Below are 16,689 nucleotides of genomic sequence, written 5' to 3'. Positions count from 1 at the left end.
GACGGGAAAGGGCGAGTCAGTGCACCACGAGCCACGCAATCACCAGATAGCGGCCGACCTTCGCGATCGTGACGATCACGAGAAAGGTCGGCAGCGGCTCGCGCAGCACGCCTGCGATCATCGTCAGCGGATCGCCGATCACCGGCGCCCAGCTGAGCAGCAGCGACCAGCGGCCGTAGCGCGCATACCAGCGCTCGGCGCGCGCGAGCATGGCCGGCTTGACCGGAAACCAGCGACGCTCGCGGAAGTGCTCGATGCCGCGCCCGAGCGCCCAGTTGATCACCGAGCCGGCAACATTGCCGATGCTCGCGACGAGCACCAGCGCCCACACGGGTTCGCGCCCGGCGAGCAACAAGCCGGCGAGCACGGCTTCGGACTGGAGCGGAAACAGGGTCGCGGCGACCATCGACACGGCGAACAGGCCGCCGTAAGTGAGCAATTCGGACATCGCGCGATTGTACCGGCCGCGCGCGGGGCGGCCCGGGTCATACGGTCACGGGCGCAGGGCGCTAGGTGGCGTCGGCCGTGCCGAACAGCAGGTGCGAGATCACGGACTTGTCGACCGGTTCGTCGTTGAGCGTGCTGGCGAGCAATTCGCCGGCGAGCTGCTGCGGCGAGAACACCATGTCGGGCTTCAGCAGGCGCAGCCGTTCGAGGTTGCGCTGCTGGTTCACGAGCGCGACCGTACGCACCGTCGGCGCGATCTCGCGGATCGCGAGGATGATGAACGCGTTTTCGGCGTCGTCGGAGCGCAGCGCCAGCACCGCGCGCGCGGTCGCGGCGCCGGCGCTTTCCAGCACCGCGTGGTCGGTCGCATCGCCGACGATCAGGTCGGTTGCGGCCGCGTAGTTGTGCTCGACACCGGCCGGCACGACGACGGTCACCGCGTAGCCGCGCTTGCGCAGCCCGTCGTGTACCGCGTGCGCAACCGGCGTCGCGCCGACGATCAGGAAATGATGCTTGCGGATCACGTTCGAAAGGCCTCCCTTGACGATCCGTTTCAGATTGCCGCCGATCACGGGGCCGACGACCGCGCTGATCGACGTCGCGAACACCGTGATGCCGAGCACGATCACCGACGCGGTGAACAGGCGTGCGGTCGGCGCGTGCGGGACGATGTCGCCGTAGCCGACCGTCGACATCGACACGATCGAGAAATAGACGGCGGTGGCGAGATCGTGGACGGGCGGCGTGAATTCGTCGCCGAGATACAGCACGCCGAAGGTGGCGTAGATCAGCAGCGACACGATGCTCAGCAACGCGAACAGGCTGCTCGCGGCGACGCTTGCGCGGTCGAAGTGCCGCCAGTAATAGAGCAGCGCGACGACCAGCACGGCTGTGTAGACGAACACGGCGTGGCTTTGATAGCCGCCGAGCACGCTGATCGCGGCGGCCGCGACCAGCAGCACGATCGACAGTACCCACGCGACGCGGGCGCGCAGCACGATGCCGATGGCCATCGTCGCGAGGCCGGCCGCGACGACCACTTGCGGCAGCACGACGAGCCCCGCGTTGTCGACGAGGTTCAGCGCGTCGGCGAGCCACGCGTGATGCAGGCCGAGCCTGGCATGCTCGACGACGGGGCGCAGCACCATGAGCGCATCGAGCGCGAGGAGGAGGGCGAGATACCAGTGCAGGCCGACGGGCGCGAACAGGCGCCGCAGGCGGGTAGTGACGTGCTTCATTCAGTCGCCCGGCGGGCCGGGCATGTCCAACGAACCAGCCGCTACCCTAAAGCATTCGGCGATCGGCTGCTTTTTCGCGGGGCCTGGCGGCAGCCGCGACGAAGCCGGCGGGCCCCGCCTTTCAGTTCCAGCCGACCATGATCGCGCCCATCCCGACGAGCAGCCCGCCCGTCACGCGGTTCATCGCGCGCATCCGCGCCGGGCGCTGCAACGCACGGCTCAGCCGGTGCGAGAACAGCGCCATCGACGCGACGCCGCCCGCGAACAGCAGCGCGAAGGTCGCGGCAAGCAGCAGGTATTGAACGTTCAGGCTCCAGTCGGCAGCCGGGCTGATGAACTGCGGGAAGAACGACGGAAAGAACAGCAGCGTTTTCGGATTCAGGCCGGAGGTTGCGACGCCGCGCCAGAACAGCGCGCGTCCGGTGTCGGTGTCCGGCGCGGCGAGCGCCGTTCCGGTTCCGGCGTCGGCCGGTGTGGCGGGCGCGCCGGCCGGTGCGCGGCTCAGCCATTGCCTGGCGCCGAGCCACACGAGATACGCGGCGCCTGCCCAGCGCAGCACGGTCAGCGCATGTTCATCGAGGTGGACGAGCGAATTCAGGCACAGCGCGGTTAGCGCGAGTTGCAGCAGCACGGCGAGCGTGCCGCCCCATACGCACGGCAGCGCGCGGCGCCAGCCGGCGCGCAGCGCCTGGTTCATCGTGAGCAGGTTGACGGGACCGGGGGCGTAGATCAGGACGACGGAAGCGGCGAGGAACGACAGATAAAGCTTGAACGACATGACGGAAGTGCAGGAACAGGGCCGCAGGCACCGGCCCCGCACGCGGTCGGATAGGCGTGCGGGCGGCGAGGAATCGCATGCCTGCCGCCCGGCACCGCAACTTGTGATTGCGGCCGTGCGTCCCGGTGCGAAGGGGTTGTCGCGGGGAGCGTGCCGGGCAGCAGGCATGGGGAAAATATATCAAGGGGCCGGATTAAAAGGCTTCCGGATTTCCACTCAAACCGACGCAAATCCGGAATGTCGTTCAGATAGAATGCGTCTTTTCAGTAGAAGATTCTTCTCATCATGGCTACCCGCGAACGCACGCCGAAAACGCTCGACAGTCAGGACCGCAAGATCCTCGGGGCACTGCAGAAAAATGCGCGCCTGTCGAACGCCGAACTGGCCGAACAGATCGGCATGTCGACCACCGCGTGCTGGAATCGCACGCGGCAGCTTGAAGTCGACGGCTATATCGACGGCTATGTCGCGCTCGTCAACCAGCGGAAGCTCGGCTACGCGGACATCGTGATCCTCGAGGTCACGCTCGATCGCCACGAAGACGACGCGCTCGCCCGCTTCGGCGAGGAACTGGCGGCACTGCCCGAGGTGCTCGAGGCATACCTGGTGTCGGGCGAGTACGACTACTGGATCAAGGTCGCGGTGGACGGCACGGCCGGCTACGAACGCTTCCTGCGCGAAAAGCTGTACAAGATTTCGAGCATCCGCCACAGCCGCTCGATGTTTGCGCTGCGGTGCATGAAGGACGTGCCGTCGATTCAGGTGTAGGCGACCGGCGGCCGGGGCGGGCGCCGGTCGAGACCGGACACGGAGTGTTTTGCGTTTTGTATGATTGGATATAATATCTAATCAGAGTGGCCGGCAATGATCCGTCATGGCATCACCGGTCGTCCCGGGTCTTCGGTGATTCGACGCCTTCCGGATCGGGTGTCAGCCCTGATCCCGCACGCATCGGCGCCGGTTGAAAGCGAGGCAAGCATGGAGAACGACGGTATTGGCGGGTTCGGCACGCTGTTGCAGCCGGGCCAGGTGTGGACGGTGTACCTGCCGCGCGGGGCGGCGGTCGTTGTCGCCGAGGGGGAGGTTCGGCTCGCCGCGCCGATGCGTGACATCGACTGGTTGGGACAGGCGCCTCCCGATCTGCAGGTTCGCGTGACCGATGGCGAGCGCTATGCTCATGGCGCGGCCGGAACGGTATCGATCCGCTGCGCGACACCGCACCGTGCGCGCGTGCTGCTGGTGTTGCCGCGCCGGGTGTCGCGCGCGAGCCGGATCGGGAGCTGGCTGAAACATTATTTCGCGGCCCGGCCCGTGCGACACGCGCACGAGGACCGCTGAATGGTAGCGTTGGCGGCTTCGGCGCAAGCCCGTTTTCCGCATTCTTGATGACAGGATTCTATGTCGACTCAGCGTGTCGAGGTCATTCCGGCAGCATTGAAGATTTTCCGGATATTGCAGGCGGATATCGCCGGCGCACACATTCCACCGGGCACGCCGTTGAGGCAGGAAGAACTCGCTCAGCGCTTCGGCGTCAGCCAGATTCCCGTGCGCGAAGCGCTGCGCCATCTGGTGAACGAGGGGCTGGCCGTGCTGCTGCCGAATCGCGGCGTCCAGGTATCCGAGCTGCGGATCGAGGCGGTCGAGGAACTGGTCGAGTACCGGGCGCTGATCGAAGGCCGGCTGATGGCGTGGGCGCTGCCGCTGCTGGCCGACGACGATTTTCTCGCGCTGGAAGCGATCCTGCGCGAGACGGAGGCGCTGGGCCCGAATCCGGACAGCACGGAACAGCTCAGGCTCAACGAGGCGTTTCACCATCGGCTCTACGCGAAGGCCGGCAAGCCGTTCTTCCTCGCTTCCGTCGATTCGGTGCGCCTGAACCTGACCCGGTATGCGCGGGTCGCATGGCGCGCGCTCGAGCGCGATTCAAGCCCCGAGCTGAATCACCGCGAATTGCTGAAGCGCTGCCGCGTCGGCGACGCGGCCGACGTGCTCGCATTTCTCGATGCGCATATCCGCGAGACCGGGCAGATCATCGTGCGGTTTCTGGCGGCGCAGCCGGAGTAGGCGCGTTCATCGATGATGCTGGCGCGGCCGTTCTGCTACGCGACAGGCCGCACCTCGCATCGGCACGCCTCAGCGCGGCAGGCGCGCGTGTGCTTCAGCGATGACTTCGCAGTTCTCGAGGTGGAGCGCCCACGCTTCTGCAAGCAGCTCGCTCACACGTGCGAGCCAGCCAGTGGATTCGGTGGAACGGTTGGAGACATTAGACGTTTGCATGACGAAGCCCCATATAGGTGGCAAGTTAGGGATAACCCTAATCATAGCGAAACGTCACCGTCCTGTGAAATGCGATTTCGTTATATGAGAATTACTGACAATCTATGTTGCTGCCACGCAACATGGATATCGGCCGTGTTTGCGTGACGGACGGGCATCGCGAGGCCGTGCCGGCACGGCCTCGCGGGGAGAAAGAGAGGTGATTTGAGCGTCGGGGAAAAAGGGCGCGATTATTGCCCGATCCACCCGAACCGCCAGGACAGCCGCCGCGTCGCGGCGAGCAGCGTTTGTGCAAGGTCACTGTCCGGCCCGCGCGGGAAGCCGCGCGACGACCCGATGATCGCGATCACGAGCCGGATGCTGCCGGTGTGATCGAACACGGGCGCGGCGACCGTGCCGATGCCGGGCACGGGTGCGTCGAACGCGAAATCGAGTTCGTCCGCGCGGATTGCCGCAAGCCGCGCGCGGAAGGCGGTGTCGTCCGGCGCGGCGTGCGCGCCTGCGAGGCGCACGGGCTCGTTGCCGAGCAGATCGGCCAGCACGTCGTCGGACATGCCGGACGCGAAGATCCGGCCGATCGCCGTATTGACGAGCGACATCACGGTGCCGACCTGCAGGCTCACGTGCTGCGGCCGTGCCGATTCTTCGAGGCGGATCACGGTCGGGCCGAGGGGCCCGAGCGTCGCGGCCGCCACGCTCATGTCGGTCGCACCGGCCAGTGCGACGATCTCGGCTTCCGCGTCGCGGGTCGGCGATACGCGCTGCATCGCGATCAGGCCGAGCGCCTGCGCGAGCGGGCCGCCGTCGAAGCAGCCCGCGTCGTCGCGGCTCAGCAGGCCGATCTTCTGCAGGCTGACCAGGTGCGGAAACGCCTTCGCGGCCGGCATGCCGGCCGCCGTCGCGAGATCCCGCAGCGGCAGCGCGCGGCCCGCCGACACCAGCGCGAGCAGCAGCTCGCCGGTGCTGTCGAGCGCATTGATCCCGCGCTGCGCCTTCGCGTCGTCGGCGAGTGCAGGCGGCACGCGCGGGGTGCCCGTCACAGGCGCGGGCGGCAGTTCAGCGCGTTCCGCACCGAGCGATGCGGTGGCCTGCCGCGCCGCATCGCGCAATGCCGATGCGATCGGGCCGTCCCAGTCGACGTCGATCGACCCGGTCGAACCGATCACCGTCAACGCGAGCTGCAGGCGCCCGGTCGCGTCGAATACCGGTACGCACATCGCGCTGACGCCGGGGCTCGGCCGGTCGATGCTGCGTTCGAGGCCGCGCGCGCGGATCGCGTCGAGTGCGACGGGTTGCGCGTCGGCGTCCGGCGCGGCGTGTGGCCCATCGGCGCCCGCGAGCGTATCGCCCGCGCCGGCCTGGCTCGCCGCCATCGCATCGAGCTGTGCCGGATCGCCGAACGCGCGGAACACGCGGCCGGTGGCCGTGGTATCGAGCGACATCACCGAGCCGACATGCAGGTTCACGTGCAACGGATAGCCGCCGTGCTCGATGCGCACGATCGTCGGGCCGAGCGCGCCCGGCACCGATAGCGCGACGCTCAGGCCGACGGCTTCCGCGAGTCGCACCGCGTGCGGCAGCGTCGCTCGGTAGGCCGGCTGGCGCTCGATCGACATCAGCCCGAGCCGCAGCGACAGCGGCCCCGGTTCGTAGTTGCCGGTGAGCGCATCGCGCTTCACGAGCGCGAGCCGCGTCAGGCTGACGAGATAGGTATGCGCCTGAGCGGTCGACAGGTCGGCCGCCGCGGCCAGCTCGGACAGCCCGAGCGGCTTGCGCCGGCGCGCGAGCGCGTCGAGCAGCCGGCCGCCGACCTCGACACTCTGGATCCCGCGCTGCGCCTTGGGCGGCGCGTCGTCTGCGCTGACTTCGTGGTTCTGCACGCGATGCATCTTCCGTTGACGAAACCCCGCATGGTATCCGACGCCATTTTTCGCGCCAGCCCGCAGGTATACCCGTATTAAACAATAGCAAGCATATTTGTCATTGACAAATATTCGGTGCGGACAGATGATCCGCTCACTCCCCTCAACACATGGCTCGCCGCCACGGAACACGACATGGCCAAAGCATTCGCCTCCCAAGCCGATCTGGAAGAGAAGAAAGTCACCTGGACGAAGCTGTCCGAGAACGCGTACGCGTATACCGCCGAAGGCGACCCGAACTCGGGCGTGATCATCGGCGACGACAGCGTGCTGATCGTCGATACGACCGCGACGCCCGCGATGGCGCAGGACCTGATCGCGAAGATCCGCAGCGTGACCGACAAGCCGATCAAGCATGTGGTGCTGTCGCATTACCACGCGGTGCGCGTGCTCGGCGCATCGGCGTATTTCGACGAAGGCGCGCAGCAGGTGATCGCGAGCCGCGGTACGTACGAGATGATCGTCGAGCGCGGCGAGGCCGACATGAAGTCGGAGATCGAGCGGTTCCCGCGCCTGTTCGCCGGCGTCGAGACGGTGCCGGGCCTGACCTGGCCGACGCTCGTGTTCGAACGCGAGATCACGCTGTTCCTCGGCAAGCTCGAAGTGAAGATCATGCACGTCGGCTCGGGCCACACGAAGGGCGACACGATCGTGTGGCTGCCGTCGCAGAAGGTGCTGTTCTCGGGCGACCTCGTCGAATACGACGCCGCGTGCTACTGCGGCGACGCGCAGCTCGAACAGTGGCCGGCCACGCTCGAGGCGCTGCGCGCGCTCGGCGCCGAGAAGCTCGTGCCGGGCCGCGGCCCCGCGCTGCTGAATCCGGCCGAGGTCGACAAGGGCCTCGACTACACGAAGGATTTCGTCACGACGCTGCTTGCGCAGGGCCGCAAGGCCGTCGAGCGCAATCTCGACCTGAAGGCGGCGATGGCGCTCACGCGCGAAGCGATGGATCCGAAGTTCGGCCACGTGTTCATCTACGAGCACTGTTTGCCGTTCGACGTGTCGCGCGCGTTCGACGAAGCGAGCGGCATCGCGCATCCGCGCATCTGGACCGCGCAGCGCGACAAGGACATGTGGGCCGCGCTGCAGGACTGAGCGGCACACGGCGGCGGGGTGCTCAAGTAACCGCGTCGCCGTTTCCCTGAAGGCTGCGGTATCCGCGGCGGCCTGGCGCCGCGGCGCCGGCAGCCGTATCCGGTCTCACAAGAAAGCAGGGCGCATGCACGCCCTCGGAGACTGCTGCGCGCTCGAATCGCGCAGCCCGTTTGGAGAGAGACATGCCCCAATCGCTTCCCGCCGAAGCGACGCTCGCGCACGCGAGTGCTTCGGCGCCGCCTTCCGCATCCGTATCCGAATCCAGCGACGCGCTGCTGTTCCGCAAGATCGCGTGGCGGATCGTCCCGTTCCTGTTCCTCTGTTACGTCGTGTCGTTTCTCGACCGCATCAACATCGGCTTCGCGCAGTTGCAGATGAAGCACGATCTCGGTTTCAGCGATGCGATGTACGGGCTCGGCGCGGCGGTGTTCTACGTCGGCTACGTGTTCTGCGAAGTGCCGAGCAACATGCTGCTCGCCCGCTTCGGCGCGCGCCGCACGTTCACGCGGATCATGCTGCTGTGGGGCCTCGCGTCGACCGGGATGATGTTCGTGTCGCAGCCGTCGCATTTCTACGTGCTGCGCTTTTTGCTCGGCGTGTTCGAGGCCGGCTTCTTCCCCGGCATCGTGCTGTACCTGACCTACTGGTTCCCGGCGAACCGGCGCGCGGCGGCCATCTCGGTGTTCTTCGCGGGCGTCGCGGTGGCCGGCGTGCTCGGCGGCCTGATGTCGGGCTGGATCATGCGCGACATGAGCGGCGTGATGGGGCTGTACGGCTGGCAATGGATGTTCGTGATCGAAGGCGCGCCGGCGATCCTGCTCGCGTTCGCCGCGTTCACGTTCCTCGTCGACCGGCCGCAGGACGCCGCGTGGCTCACCTCCGACGAAAAGGCGCGCGTCGCCGCGCTGTGCACCGACGGCCGCGCGCACGGCAATGCGCACGACGGACGCAGCGTGATGGCGGCGCTCGCGAATCCGCGCGTGTACCTGTTCGCGTTCATCTATTTCTCGCTGACCTGCGCGTCGCTGACGCTCAATTTCTGGATGCCGCTGATGATCCGCGACTTCGGCGTGACCGACGTCGTCGCGGTGAGCCTCTATACGGTCGTGCCGAACGCGGTCGGCGCGGTGGGGCTGGTGCTGATCGCGCGGCGCTCGGACCGCACCGGCGAGCGTCGCAAGCACTTCGCGTGCTGCACGATCGGCGGCGGCCTCGCGCTCGCGGCGCTGACGCTGCACCTGCACAGCTTCGCGGCGATGCTCGCGTGCCTGTCGATCGCGGCGACGCTGATCTTCGCCGCACTGCCGATCTTCTGGGCCGTGCCGACCCGCTACCTGTCGGGCAACGCGGCAGCGGCCGGGATCGCGCTGATCAGCAGCATCGGGATCACGAGCGGCATCGTCAGCCCGTGGGTGATCGGGATGATCCGCACGCGCACGGGCAGCATGGATCTCGCCGTGTACCTGCTGGCCGCGCTGCTGGTGGCGAGCGGCGCCGCGCTGATGTTCGGCGTGAAGGGCGAAGCCGCGCAGCGCGGCTGAGCGCGCCAGGGCCGGGTGCCGCCCGCGGGCGGCGGCGACCGGTGCTTCATGTCCGTCCGCATCCGAATCCATCGAGGAGACGTTCGATGTCAGCCCCTCTTCAAGCGCACGCCGCACCGGGCGTCGCGCCCGGTGCCGGCTCGACCGGCGACGATGCGCTGTACCGCCGTATCGGCAGGCGGATCGTGCCGTTCCTGTTCATCTGCTACATCGTGTCGATCCTCGATCGCAGCAACATCGGCTTCGCGCAGTTGCAGATGCGGCAGGATCTCGGCTTGACCGACGCGATGTACAGCCTCGGCGCGGTGCTGTTCTTCGTCGGCTACGTGCTGTTCGAGGTGCCGAGCAACGCGCTGCTGCGCCGCTTCGGCGCACGCCGCACGTTCGCACGGATCATGTTCCTGTGGGGCGCGGTGTCGGTCGCGATGATCACCGTCGACAGCGCGAAGCACTTCTACGTGCTGCGCTTCCTGCTCGGACTGTTCGAGGCCGGGTTCTTTCCGGGTGTGGTGTTCTACCTGACCTACTGGTATCCGGCGCGGCGGCGCGCATCGGTGCTGTCGATCTTCTATGCGGGCGTCGCGGTGGCCGGGATGGTCGGCGGGCTGCTGTCGGGCTGGCTCATGCGCGGGATGTCCGGCGTGATGGGGCTGCACGGCTGGCAATGGATGTTCGCGATCGAAGGCGCGCCCGCGATCCTGCTCGGCGTGATCGCATGGTTCTGGCTGTGCGATCGGCCGGAGCACGCACACTGGCTGTCGGACGCCGATCGCCGGCAGCTCGCGGCCGACCTGGCCGCCGACCACGCAGGCGCCGGCACGCAGGCGCCGCATTCGCTGCGGCAGGTGCTGGCCGAACCGCGCACGTACCTGTTCGCGTTCATCTATTTTTCGCTGACGACCGCGCTGCTGATGCTGCTGTTCTGGATGCCGCTGATGATCCGCGAATTCGGCATCCACGACGTCGTGCAGATCAGCCTGCTGTCGGTCGTGCCGAACGCGATCGGCGCGGCCGGCCTGATCGCGATCGCGCGGCGCTCGGACCGCAAGCGCGAACGGCGCCGGCACTTCGCCGCGTGCGCGTTCGGCGGGGCGGTGGCGCTTGCGCTGCTGACGCTGCATCTGCCGAGCATCGTCGCGATGATGGCGCTGCTGTCGATTGCCGCCATGCTGATCTTCGCCGCGCATCCGGTGTTCTGGGCCGTGCCGTCCGCCTATTTCTCGGGCGCCGGCGCGGCAGGCGGGATCGCGTTGATCAGCAGCATCGGCGTGTCGAGCGGAATGATCACGCCGTGGCTTGTCGGGCTGATCCGCACGCGAACCGGCAGCATGGACCCGGCGATGCTGATGATCGCGGCGTTGCTGGCCGCCTGCGCGGTCGCGATGCTGCTGGGCGTGCGGCGCGGCGACTCGGGCGCGCGAGCGGAAGCGTCGCATTGACGGCAATGTCCGGCGCACGGGCGACGGCGCGTGGCCGTCGTCCCGGTTGCAGCGGCGGCGCGCGGTGCCGCTACCCGCGATACACCTCGATCCGGTTGCGGCCGCGCTCCTTCGCGAGATAGAGCGCCTTGTCGGCGCGCGACAGCGACTGGTACGCGCCGAAATCCGACTCGCGCATCGCATCGATACCGATGCTGACGGTCAGCTCGACCGGCTGGTCCTCGTGCATGAGCCGCGCCTGCATCGCGCGTTGCTGCACGCGGCGCGCAAAGGCGAGCGCGGTATCGGGATCGGTTCGCGGCAGCACGATCGCGAATTCCTCGCCGCCGACCCGGCCGACGATGCAGCCCGGCGCGGTTTCCGCCAGCAGCAGCCGCGCGAAGTGCCGCAGCGCGCGGTCGCCGAGCGGATGGCCCCAGCGGTCGTTCAGCGCCTTGAAGTGATCGAGGTCGAGCATCAGCACTGCGGCGGGCAGGCCGGTCGTGCGTACGCCGTGCAGCGCGGCTTCGCTTTGCCGCATGAACGCATGGCGGTTCGACAGCTGCGTGAGGTGGTCGGTCGTCGCCATCCGGTGCAGCTCGGCTTCGATGTGCTTGCGGTCGGTCGCATCGGTGATGAAGCCGTGCCACACGGTGCCGCCGTCGGCCATGCGCTGCGGGCGCGCATCGCCTTCGCGCCAGCGCAGGCCCTGGCCGGGCAGCAGCACGCGATATTCGAGGCGCCACGGCGTCAGTTGCACCGACGAGTCGTGCAGCGACTGCCGATAGGCGACCAGGTCGGCCGGATGAATCCGTGTTTCGATCACCTCCGCGTTGCGGGCGAGCTGATCGGGCGTCAGTTCGTAGATGTCGCTCGCCCCGGCGCTGGCGTAGGAAAAGAAGCAGCGCCCGCGGGCCGTTTGCCGCAGCTGGAACACGAGCCCGGGTACCTGGTCGGTGAGATCCGTGACGAGCGCGGCAGAATCGCGCAACCGCTCGGCGAGCTCGCGCAACGCGGTGATGTCGGTGGTCGTGCCGACCATGCGCAACGCCCGGCCGTTGCCGTCGCGGGCGATCACCTTGCCGCGGCTGCGAATCCATTTGTAGGTGTCGTCCTTGCAGCGGATCCGGTGCTCGACTTCATAGCTGTCGGTCCGGTTCTCGAAGTGCGCGAGCATCGCAGCCTTCACGTGGTCGACGTCGTCCGGATGCAGCCGTTCGTACGCCTCCTCGATCCGGTCGCTCAGCTCGTGCGGCGCGTAGCCGAGCATCGCCTTCCACGCCGGCGAATAACGAATCTCGCCGGTTTCGACGTTGCGGTCCCACACGCCGGTACCGCTTTCGGTCAGCGCGAGCGTCGTCAGCGTGCCGTGTTCCTCGACGACGGCGAGCCGTTCCCGCAACGCGGTTTCGGTGAAGGCGCGGGCAAGCGCGTGTTCCGCGAGCGCAGCGAGGTCGCGCAGCAGCGCACGTTGCGCGGCGTCGAGCATCAGGCGGGTGTCGTTGACGATGCACAGCAGCAGCGTGCCGGGCGCGATGCCGTCGGGGGCCGCCAGCTCGCAGGCCGCGACAACCTGCGGCGCGTGAAGCGTGCCGTCGTCCCGTAGCGGGACGTGCACGAGGTGTCGGCTTTCGACAGACGAATCCCGCTCGACGCGCGGTGCAAGGAGATCGGCGGGAAGCGGGGCCGGCAGTGCTCCATCGGCCGCCAGCACGCGTGGCTTGCCGGCTTCGGCATGCGCAACGCACGCGCCGGACGTGCCGAATTGCGCCCGCGCGATGCGGCAGACGGTTTCCAGTTCGGGCAGCGGCGGAAATGCCGGCCGACTGTCGGCGGAATCGCGCGCGGCGGCCGGCGCGTCGCCGGCCCCGGTGATGAACATACGGAGCCGCATGGTCGAGTTTCGCAACGGACGGTTGCCCTCGTGACCGGACGAATGCCGGCCGAACGAGGCTGCTTGGGGGGCTGCAATCGCAGAGCTTACTGTTGCGCGGAATGCGTGGCAAGCGGCGCGGAATCGGTGTGCGGCATCTCGTATTGGTGCCGGGCAGGAGGGAATGGGCGGCGGACGGGCGGCAGCCCGTCTCCCGTACTGTTCGGTAGTGACCGGCGTGGTCAGTGCCGGGCCGGAAACGCGTCGCCGAACATCGGATGCCCGCCCGCCGATTCGTCGTGCGTCGCTTGGGTCCTGCAGCACGTCCCGGTGCTCGACGAGCCTGCCGCCCGCGATCCGCAGGATGCGGTGCGCGGCGTCAATGCGGGGTCGCGTAACGCGGTGCGGGCGTATCGGCCGACAGGTGCGGCGCCATCGCGCGGCGCGCGGCCTCGTACGCATCCCATTCGTCGCCCGCATGCAGCGACGGGATCGTCACGAGTTCGCCGCGATCGAAGCCGACCAGCGCCGCGTCGACCATGTCGGGCGCCGTCATCACGATTTCCTTCGGCAGGTGCTCGAGCGGCAGGCCGCCCGTCTGCCAGAAATCGGTGGCCGTCGCGCCGGGCAGCACGGCTTGCACCCGCACGCCGTTGCCGGCGAGCTCGTGGTGCAGCGACTGGCTGAACGCGAGCACGAATGCCTTGCTGCCGCCGTACACGCCGTTCAGCGTTTCCGGCGAGATCGCGACGATCGACGAAATGTTGATCACGGCGCCGTGCCCGCGCGCGACGAAACCGGGCACGGCCGCGTAGGTCAGGCGCGTGAGCGCGGTCACGTTCAGGTCGATCATCCGCGTCATCGCGTCGACATCGCTGTCGAGCAGCGGCGCGTGCGTGCCGATGCCCGCGTTGTTCACGAGCAGCGTGATGCTCGCGTCCTGCTTCAGCTTCGCCTCGACGGCGGCGAGTGCCGCGCGGTCGTTGAGGTCCGCGTCGACGATCTCGACGCTGCGTTGCGTGTCGTTCGTGATGCGCTCGGCGAGCGCGCCCAGCCGGTCGCGGTTGCGCGCGACCAGGATCAGGTCGTAGCCGCGGCGCGCGAGGCGGTCCGCGTAGACGGCGCCGATGCCCGACGATGCGCCGGTGATGAGGGCGGTACCGCGATGTGCTTGCGTCATGATGTGCTCCGTTTCGATGGGGATGGCCGGATGGCGTGAACACATTCTGGCTCCGGAGCGCTGCGACACAAATGACGTAGATGGGTATGATTCAGGACATCGGGCCGATTTTCCGCGCCCGGGACCGGAGAACGCGCATGCACCGAATCGGCTTTCTGATCAGCGACGGCTTCCAGATCATGGCGCTCGCCGCGCAGTCGGTGTTCGAGTACGCGAACATGGGCATGGACGAGCCGTTCTACGCGATGGACAACTATTCGGTCGATGGCGGCGACGTGCGCTCGTCGCTCGGGCTGTCGGTCGCCACGCGCGCGCTGCGCGGGCGGATCGGCGTCGATACGTGGATCGTCGCGGGCGTCAACGATCCGCTCGCCGTGTCGGCGCCGGCCGGGGTCGTCGCCTACCTGCGCCGTGCGAAAGCGCGCGCGCGGCGGATCGCGGGCATCTGCACGGGCGCGTTCGTGCTGGCCGAGGCCGGGCTGCTCGCGCAGCGTCGTGCGACCACGCACTGGGCATATGGCCGCGACATGCAGCGGCATTACCCGGAGATTCGCGTCGAGGAAGACCGGATCTACATCGTCGACGGGCCGGTCTGGACGTCGGCCGGGATGACGGCCGGGCTCGACCTCGCGCTCGCGATGGTGGAAAAGGACCTCGGTGCCGATGCCGCGCGCTCGGTCGCGCACAAGCTCGTGATGCACCAGCGGCGCGCCGGGGGCCAGTCGCAGCATTCGGAAATGCTCGATCTCGCGCCGAAATCGGACCGGATCCAGAACGCACTGAATTACGCGCGGCAGCATCTCGGCCGCACGCTGACCGTCGAGGATCTGGCCGACGCCGTCCACCTGAGCCCGCGCCAGTTCAGCCGCGTGTTTACGCTCGAGACGGGGCAATCGCCCGCGAAAGCGATCGAACGGCTGCGGCTCGAATCGGCGCGGCTGATGATCGAACAGAGCCGCCATCCGCTCGACGTGATCGCGAAGGAGAACGGCTTTCGCGATCGCCGCCACCTGCGCGAGGCGTTCGTGCGCGGGTTCGGCGTGCCGCCGCAGGCGATGCGGCGCGACGCGCGGGTGGACGAACGGAAACCGGGCTGACGCCCGCAGGCGCGGGACGCCAGCGCGGGTCTGAAAAATCGCGCAGAATCCTCGGCATCCTTCGCGAGGAGACACCATGCACGCTGCGCCGTTCGACATTGCGATACCCGATCACTCACTTGACGACCTGCGTCGGCGCTTGCGCGACAGTCGCCCGCCGATGCTGACACCCGCCGAGCCGTGGCAGCAGGGGGTGGACGGCGCGTGGCTGCGCGAACTGGTGGCGTACTGGGCGGAGCGATTCGACTGGCGTGCGGTGGAGCGTTCGCTGAACCGGTTGCCGCAGTTCGTTGCGGACGTAGACGGGCAGCGTGTGCATTTCATCCATCGGCGCGGGACGGGACCGAACCCTTATCCGCTTGTCATCACGCACGGCTGGCCGGGCTCGGTGTTCGAATTCGACGCGCTGGTCGATCGCCTGTGCGATCCAGCGGCATTCGGCGGCGATCCTGGCGATGCGTTCGACGTCGTCGTGCCGTCATTGCCCGGCTTCCTGTTTTCGCCTGCGCCCGCGGCACCGGGCATGTCGGCCTTGCAGGTCGCCGACTGCTGGGCGGCGTTGATGTCCGGCCTCGGCTATCGACGCTTCGGCGCGCAAGGCGGCGATCTCGGCGCAGGCGTGTCGATCGCGCTCGGTGCGCGACATGCCGACAGGGTGGACGGTGTCCATCTGAATTATCTGCCCGGCAGTTTCGAGCCTCCGGTCGACGCGGCCTCGCCGCTGATCGAGGACGAACGGGCCTTCGTGACGCAGCGCAGCGAGTGGGCCGCGCTGGAAGGCGGATACGCGCATGTGCACATGACGAAGCCGCAGACGCTGGCCGTCGCGCTCAACGATTCGCCGGCCGGGCTGGCCGCATGGATCGCCGAGAAATTCCGCGCGTGGAGCGATTGCGACGGCGATGTTGCACGGCGGTTTTCGCACGACACGCTGCTGACCGGCATCTCGCTCTACTGGTTCACCGGCTGCATCGGTTCTTCAATGCAGATGTATTGGGAAAACCGGCTGCAGCCGATACGCTTCGCGGCCGGGCAACGCGTGGCCGTACCCGTCGCGTTCGCGCGCTTTCCGAAGGAAATCAGCCGCCCGCCGCGCAGCTTGCTCGAACGCGTGTTCGACGTCGCGCAATGGACCGACATGCCGAGCGGCGGCCATTTCGCGGCTCTGGAAGAGCCGGATCTGCTGGCAGACGACATTCGGCGTTTTTTCCGGCGCTTTCGGTAACGAGCGGGTCGGCGCGCGAAGCGGCCGACGTGCACCGTCGGCCATCACAGCGACAGGGCGCGCCCGCACGACGCGAACCTCGACGAGACGACGACGCCTGCGTTACCGCGTGACGAACGGCGCGGCGTCGTCCGGCGCGGTACGCGCATGCTTGCGCTGGCGCAGCAGCGCGACGCGGCAATTCTCGCGCGCCGTTTCACGGCCATCGTCGTCGAGCAGCACGAGATCGCCGCGCATCACGTTCAGCGTGATCACGTCCTCGCCCGGCGCGCCGAGCGTCTCCGGCGTATGCACGGAGCCGGCCGGCTCGAGCACGGTGGAGCCGGCGTACGCGATCCAGTCGTACTCCCGGTAGCGCCACGCACCCTGCAGCGTATGGACGAACACCTCGCCGTCGTGACGGTGGCGCGGCAGCGTGCCGCCGGCCGGCATCTTCAGCAGCGCGGTGAGCGTGTCCTCGGCCGCATTGATGTGCAGGTACTTGATCGCGAGCCCCGGCAGGTCGGCGCTCATCGGCAGCCACGGCAGCGCGTCGCCGGGCAGGCACGAGATCGGCGGCAGGTCGGTGGAGAGCGGGGCGGACGGCTGCGTCATGGCG

At 68.1% G+C, this 16,689-nt stretch carries 16 protein-coding genes; 8 read left to right on the top strand and 8 right to left on the bottom strand.

Annotated elements, in window-relative coordinates; all coding sequences use genetic code 11:
- Positions 1–16 precede the first annotated feature (16 nt).
- From AC5LXK_RS24810 to AC5LXK_RS24800, 3 genes are all read right to left on the bottom strand, one after another.
- Positions 17–448, bottom strand: coding sequence for a YqaA family protein (locus tag AC5LXK_RS24810; protein ID WP_493391332.1), 432 nt, complete (start codon positions 446–448; stop codon positions 17–19).
- A 61-nt stretch (positions 449–509) separates the two neighbouring features.
- The gene (kch, locus tag AC5LXK_RS24805; protein WP_493391331.1) at positions 510–1,685 is read right to left on the bottom strand and encodes a voltage-gated potassium channel protein; all 1,176 of its coding nucleotides are present in this window, start codon (positions 1,683–1,685) and stop codon (positions 510–512) included.
- Positions 1,686–1,806: 121 nt separating this feature from the next.
- Positions 1,807–2,463 carry a LysE family translocator gene (locus AC5LXK_RS24800; RefSeq protein ID WP_493391330.1) on the bottom strand — a complete coding sequence of 219 codons (657 nt, stop codon included), beginning with the start codon at positions 2,461–2,463 and terminating at the stop codon, positions 1,807–1,809.
- A gap of 285 nt (positions 2,464–2,748) precedes the next feature.
- Between AC5LXK_RS24800 and AC5LXK_RS24795 the strand changes: the two genes are divergently transcribed.
- The 3 genes from AC5LXK_RS24795 (at position 2,749) to AC5LXK_RS24785 (ending at position 4,527) form a co-directional block, all read left to right on the top strand.
- Positions 2,749–3,231, top strand: a complete 483-nt coding sequence (locus AC5LXK_RS24795; RefSeq protein WP_493391329.1) for an Lrp/AsnC family transcriptional regulator — start codon at positions 2,749–2,751, stop codon at positions 3,229–3,231.
- A gap of 96 nt (positions 3,232–3,327) precedes the next feature.
- A complete protein-coding gene (locus tag AC5LXK_RS24790; protein ID WP_493391328.1) occupies positions 3,328–3,801 on the top strand; it encodes a hypothetical protein in 474 nt (157 codons plus the stop codon).
- Between the two features lie 60 nt (positions 3,802–3,861).
- A complete protein-coding gene (locus AC5LXK_RS24785; protein WP_493391327.1) occupies positions 3,862–4,527 on the top strand; it encodes a GntR family transcriptional regulator in 666 nt (221 codons plus the stop codon).
- A 69-nt stretch (positions 4,528–4,596) separates the two neighbouring features.
- Here the strand turns inward: AC5LXK_RS24785 and AC5LXK_RS24780 are convergent, their stop codons facing one another.
- On the bottom strand, positions 4,597–4,740 hold the full coding sequence (locus tag AC5LXK_RS24780) for a hypothetical protein (RefSeq protein WP_176045293.1): 144 nt from the start codon (positions 4,738–4,740) through the stop codon (positions 4,597–4,599).
- Positions 4,741–4,970: 230 nt separating this feature from the next.
- Positions 4,971–6,620 (bottom strand): IclR family transcriptional regulator, encoded by a 1,650-nt coding sequence (locus AC5LXK_RS24775; RefSeq protein ID WP_493391326.1) that lies wholly within the window; start codon positions 6,618–6,620, stop codon positions 4,971–4,973.
- A 177-nt stretch (positions 6,621–6,797) separates the two neighbouring features.
- On the opposite strand from AC5LXK_RS24775, the gene AC5LXK_RS24770 reads away from it, so the two are divergent.
- From AC5LXK_RS24770 to AC5LXK_RS24760, 3 genes are all read left to right on the top strand, one after another.
- The gene (locus AC5LXK_RS24770; protein WP_174992242.1) at positions 6,798–7,757 is read left to right on the top strand and encodes an MBL fold metallo-hydrolase; all 960 of its coding nucleotides are present in this window, start codon (positions 6,798–6,800) and stop codon (positions 7,755–7,757) included.
- Positions 7,758–7,939: 182 nt separating this feature from the next.
- Positions 7,940–9,298, top strand: a complete 1,359-nt coding sequence (locus AC5LXK_RS24765) for an MFS transporter (protein ID WP_493391325.1) — start codon at positions 7,940–7,942, stop codon at positions 9,296–9,298.
- An 86-nt stretch (positions 9,299–9,384) separates the two neighbouring features.
- On the top strand, positions 9,385–10,737 hold the full coding sequence (locus AC5LXK_RS24760) for an MFS transporter (RefSeq protein WP_493391324.1): 1,353 nt from the start codon (positions 9,385–9,387) through the stop codon (positions 10,735–10,737).
- 70 nt (positions 10,738–10,807) lie between these two features.
- Here the strand turns inward: AC5LXK_RS24760 and AC5LXK_RS24755 are convergent, their stop codons facing one another.
- Together AC5LXK_RS24755 and AC5LXK_RS24750 are read right to left on the bottom strand one after the other, a co-directional pair.
- Positions 10,808–12,610, bottom strand: coding sequence for a sensor domain-containing diguanylate cyclase (locus tag AC5LXK_RS24755; RefSeq protein ID WP_493391323.1), 1,803 nt, complete (start codon positions 12,608–12,610; stop codon positions 10,808–10,810).
- 358 nt (positions 12,611–12,968) lie between these two features.
- Positions 12,969–13,769, bottom strand: coding sequence for an SDR family NAD(P)-dependent oxidoreductase (locus AC5LXK_RS24750; RefSeq protein WP_493391322.1), 801 nt, complete (start codon positions 13,767–13,769; stop codon positions 12,969–12,971).
- Between the two features lie 137 nt (positions 13,770–13,906).
- Between AC5LXK_RS24750 and AC5LXK_RS24745 the strand changes: the two genes are divergently transcribed.
- Together AC5LXK_RS24745 and AC5LXK_RS24740 are read left to right on the top strand one after the other, a co-directional pair.
- On the top strand, positions 13,907–14,866 hold the full coding sequence (locus AC5LXK_RS24745; protein ID WP_493391321.1) for a GlxA family transcriptional regulator: 960 nt from the start codon (positions 13,907–13,909) through the stop codon (positions 14,864–14,866).
- Positions 14,867–14,942: 76 nt separating this feature from the next.
- On the top strand, positions 14,943–16,091 hold the full coding sequence (locus tag AC5LXK_RS24740) for an epoxide hydrolase family protein (protein WP_493391320.1): 1,149 nt from the start codon (positions 14,943–14,945) through the stop codon (positions 16,089–16,091).
- A 102-nt stretch (positions 16,092–16,193) separates the two neighbouring features.
- On the opposite strand, the gene AC5LXK_RS24735 is transcribed toward AC5LXK_RS24740, so the two are convergent.
- Complete coding sequence (locus tag AC5LXK_RS24735) at positions 16,194–16,685, bottom strand: 2,4'-dihydroxyacetophenone dioxygenase family protein (RefSeq protein WP_493391319.1); 492 nt, start codon at positions 16,683–16,685, stop codon at positions 16,194–16,196.
- Between the last annotated feature and the right edge of the window lie 4 nt (positions 16,686–16,689).

The organism is Burkholderia pulmonis (assembly GCF_984667975.1).
Note: the sequence above shows the minus strand (reverse complement) of the source record. Positions and strands in the feature narration are given on the sequence as shown.

Bases quoted from the DNA above. Each gene is read 5' to 3' on its own strand.
- AC5LXK_RS24810 (WP_493391332.1), bottom strand. From the start codon at position 448: ATGTCCGAATTGCTCACTTACGGCGGCCTGTTCGCCGTGTCGATGGTC.
- kch (WP_493391331.1), bottom strand. From the start codon at position 1,685: ATGAAGCACGTCACTACCCGCCTGCGGCGCCTGTTCGCGCCCGTCGGC.
- AC5LXK_RS24800 (WP_493391330.1), bottom strand. From the start codon at position 2,463: ATGTCGTTCAAGCTTTATCTGTCGTTCCTCGCCGCTTCCGTCGTCCTG.
- AC5LXK_RS24795 (WP_493391329.1), top strand. From the start codon at position 2,749: ATGGCTACCCGCGAACGCACGCCGAAAACGCTCGACAGTCAGGACCGC.
- AC5LXK_RS24790 (WP_493391328.1), top strand. From the start codon at position 3,328: ATGATCCGTCATGGCATCACCGGTCGTCCCGGGTCTTCGGTGATTCGA.
- AC5LXK_RS24785 (WP_493391327.1), top strand. From the start codon at position 3,862: ATGTCGACTCAGCGTGTCGAGGTCATTCCGGCAGCATTGAAGATTTTC.
- AC5LXK_RS24780 (WP_176045293.1), bottom strand. From the start codon at position 4,740: ATGCAAACGTCTAATGTCTCCAACCGTTCCACCGAATCCACTGGCTGG.
- AC5LXK_RS24770 (WP_174992242.1), top strand. From the start codon at position 6,798: ATGGCCAAAGCATTCGCCTCCCAAGCCGATCTGGAAGAGAAGAAAGTC.
- AC5LXK_RS24765 (WP_493391325.1), top strand. From the start codon at position 7,940: ATGCCCCAATCGCTTCCCGCCGAAGCGACGCTCGCGCACGCGAGTGCT.
- AC5LXK_RS24760 (WP_493391324.1), top strand. From the start codon at position 9,385: ATGTCAGCCCCTCTTCAAGCGCACGCCGCACCGGGCGTCGCGCCCGGT.
- AC5LXK_RS24755 (WP_493391323.1), bottom strand. From the start codon at position 12,610: ATGCGGCTCCGTATGTTCATCACCGGGGCCGGCGACGCGCCGGCCGCC.
- AC5LXK_RS24750 (WP_493391322.1), bottom strand. From the start codon at position 13,769: ATGACGCAAGCACATCGCGGTACCGCCCTCATCACCGGCGCATCGTCG.
- AC5LXK_RS24745 (WP_493391321.1), top strand. From the start codon at position 13,907: ATGCACCGAATCGGCTTTCTGATCAGCGACGGCTTCCAGATCATGGCG.
- AC5LXK_RS24740 (WP_493391320.1), top strand. From the start codon at position 14,943: ATGCACGCTGCGCCGTTCGACATTGCGATACCCGATCACTCACTTGAC.
- AC5LXK_RS24735 (WP_493391319.1), bottom strand. From the start codon at position 16,685: ATGACGCAGCCGTCCGCCCCGCTCTCCACCGACCTGCCGCCGATCTCG.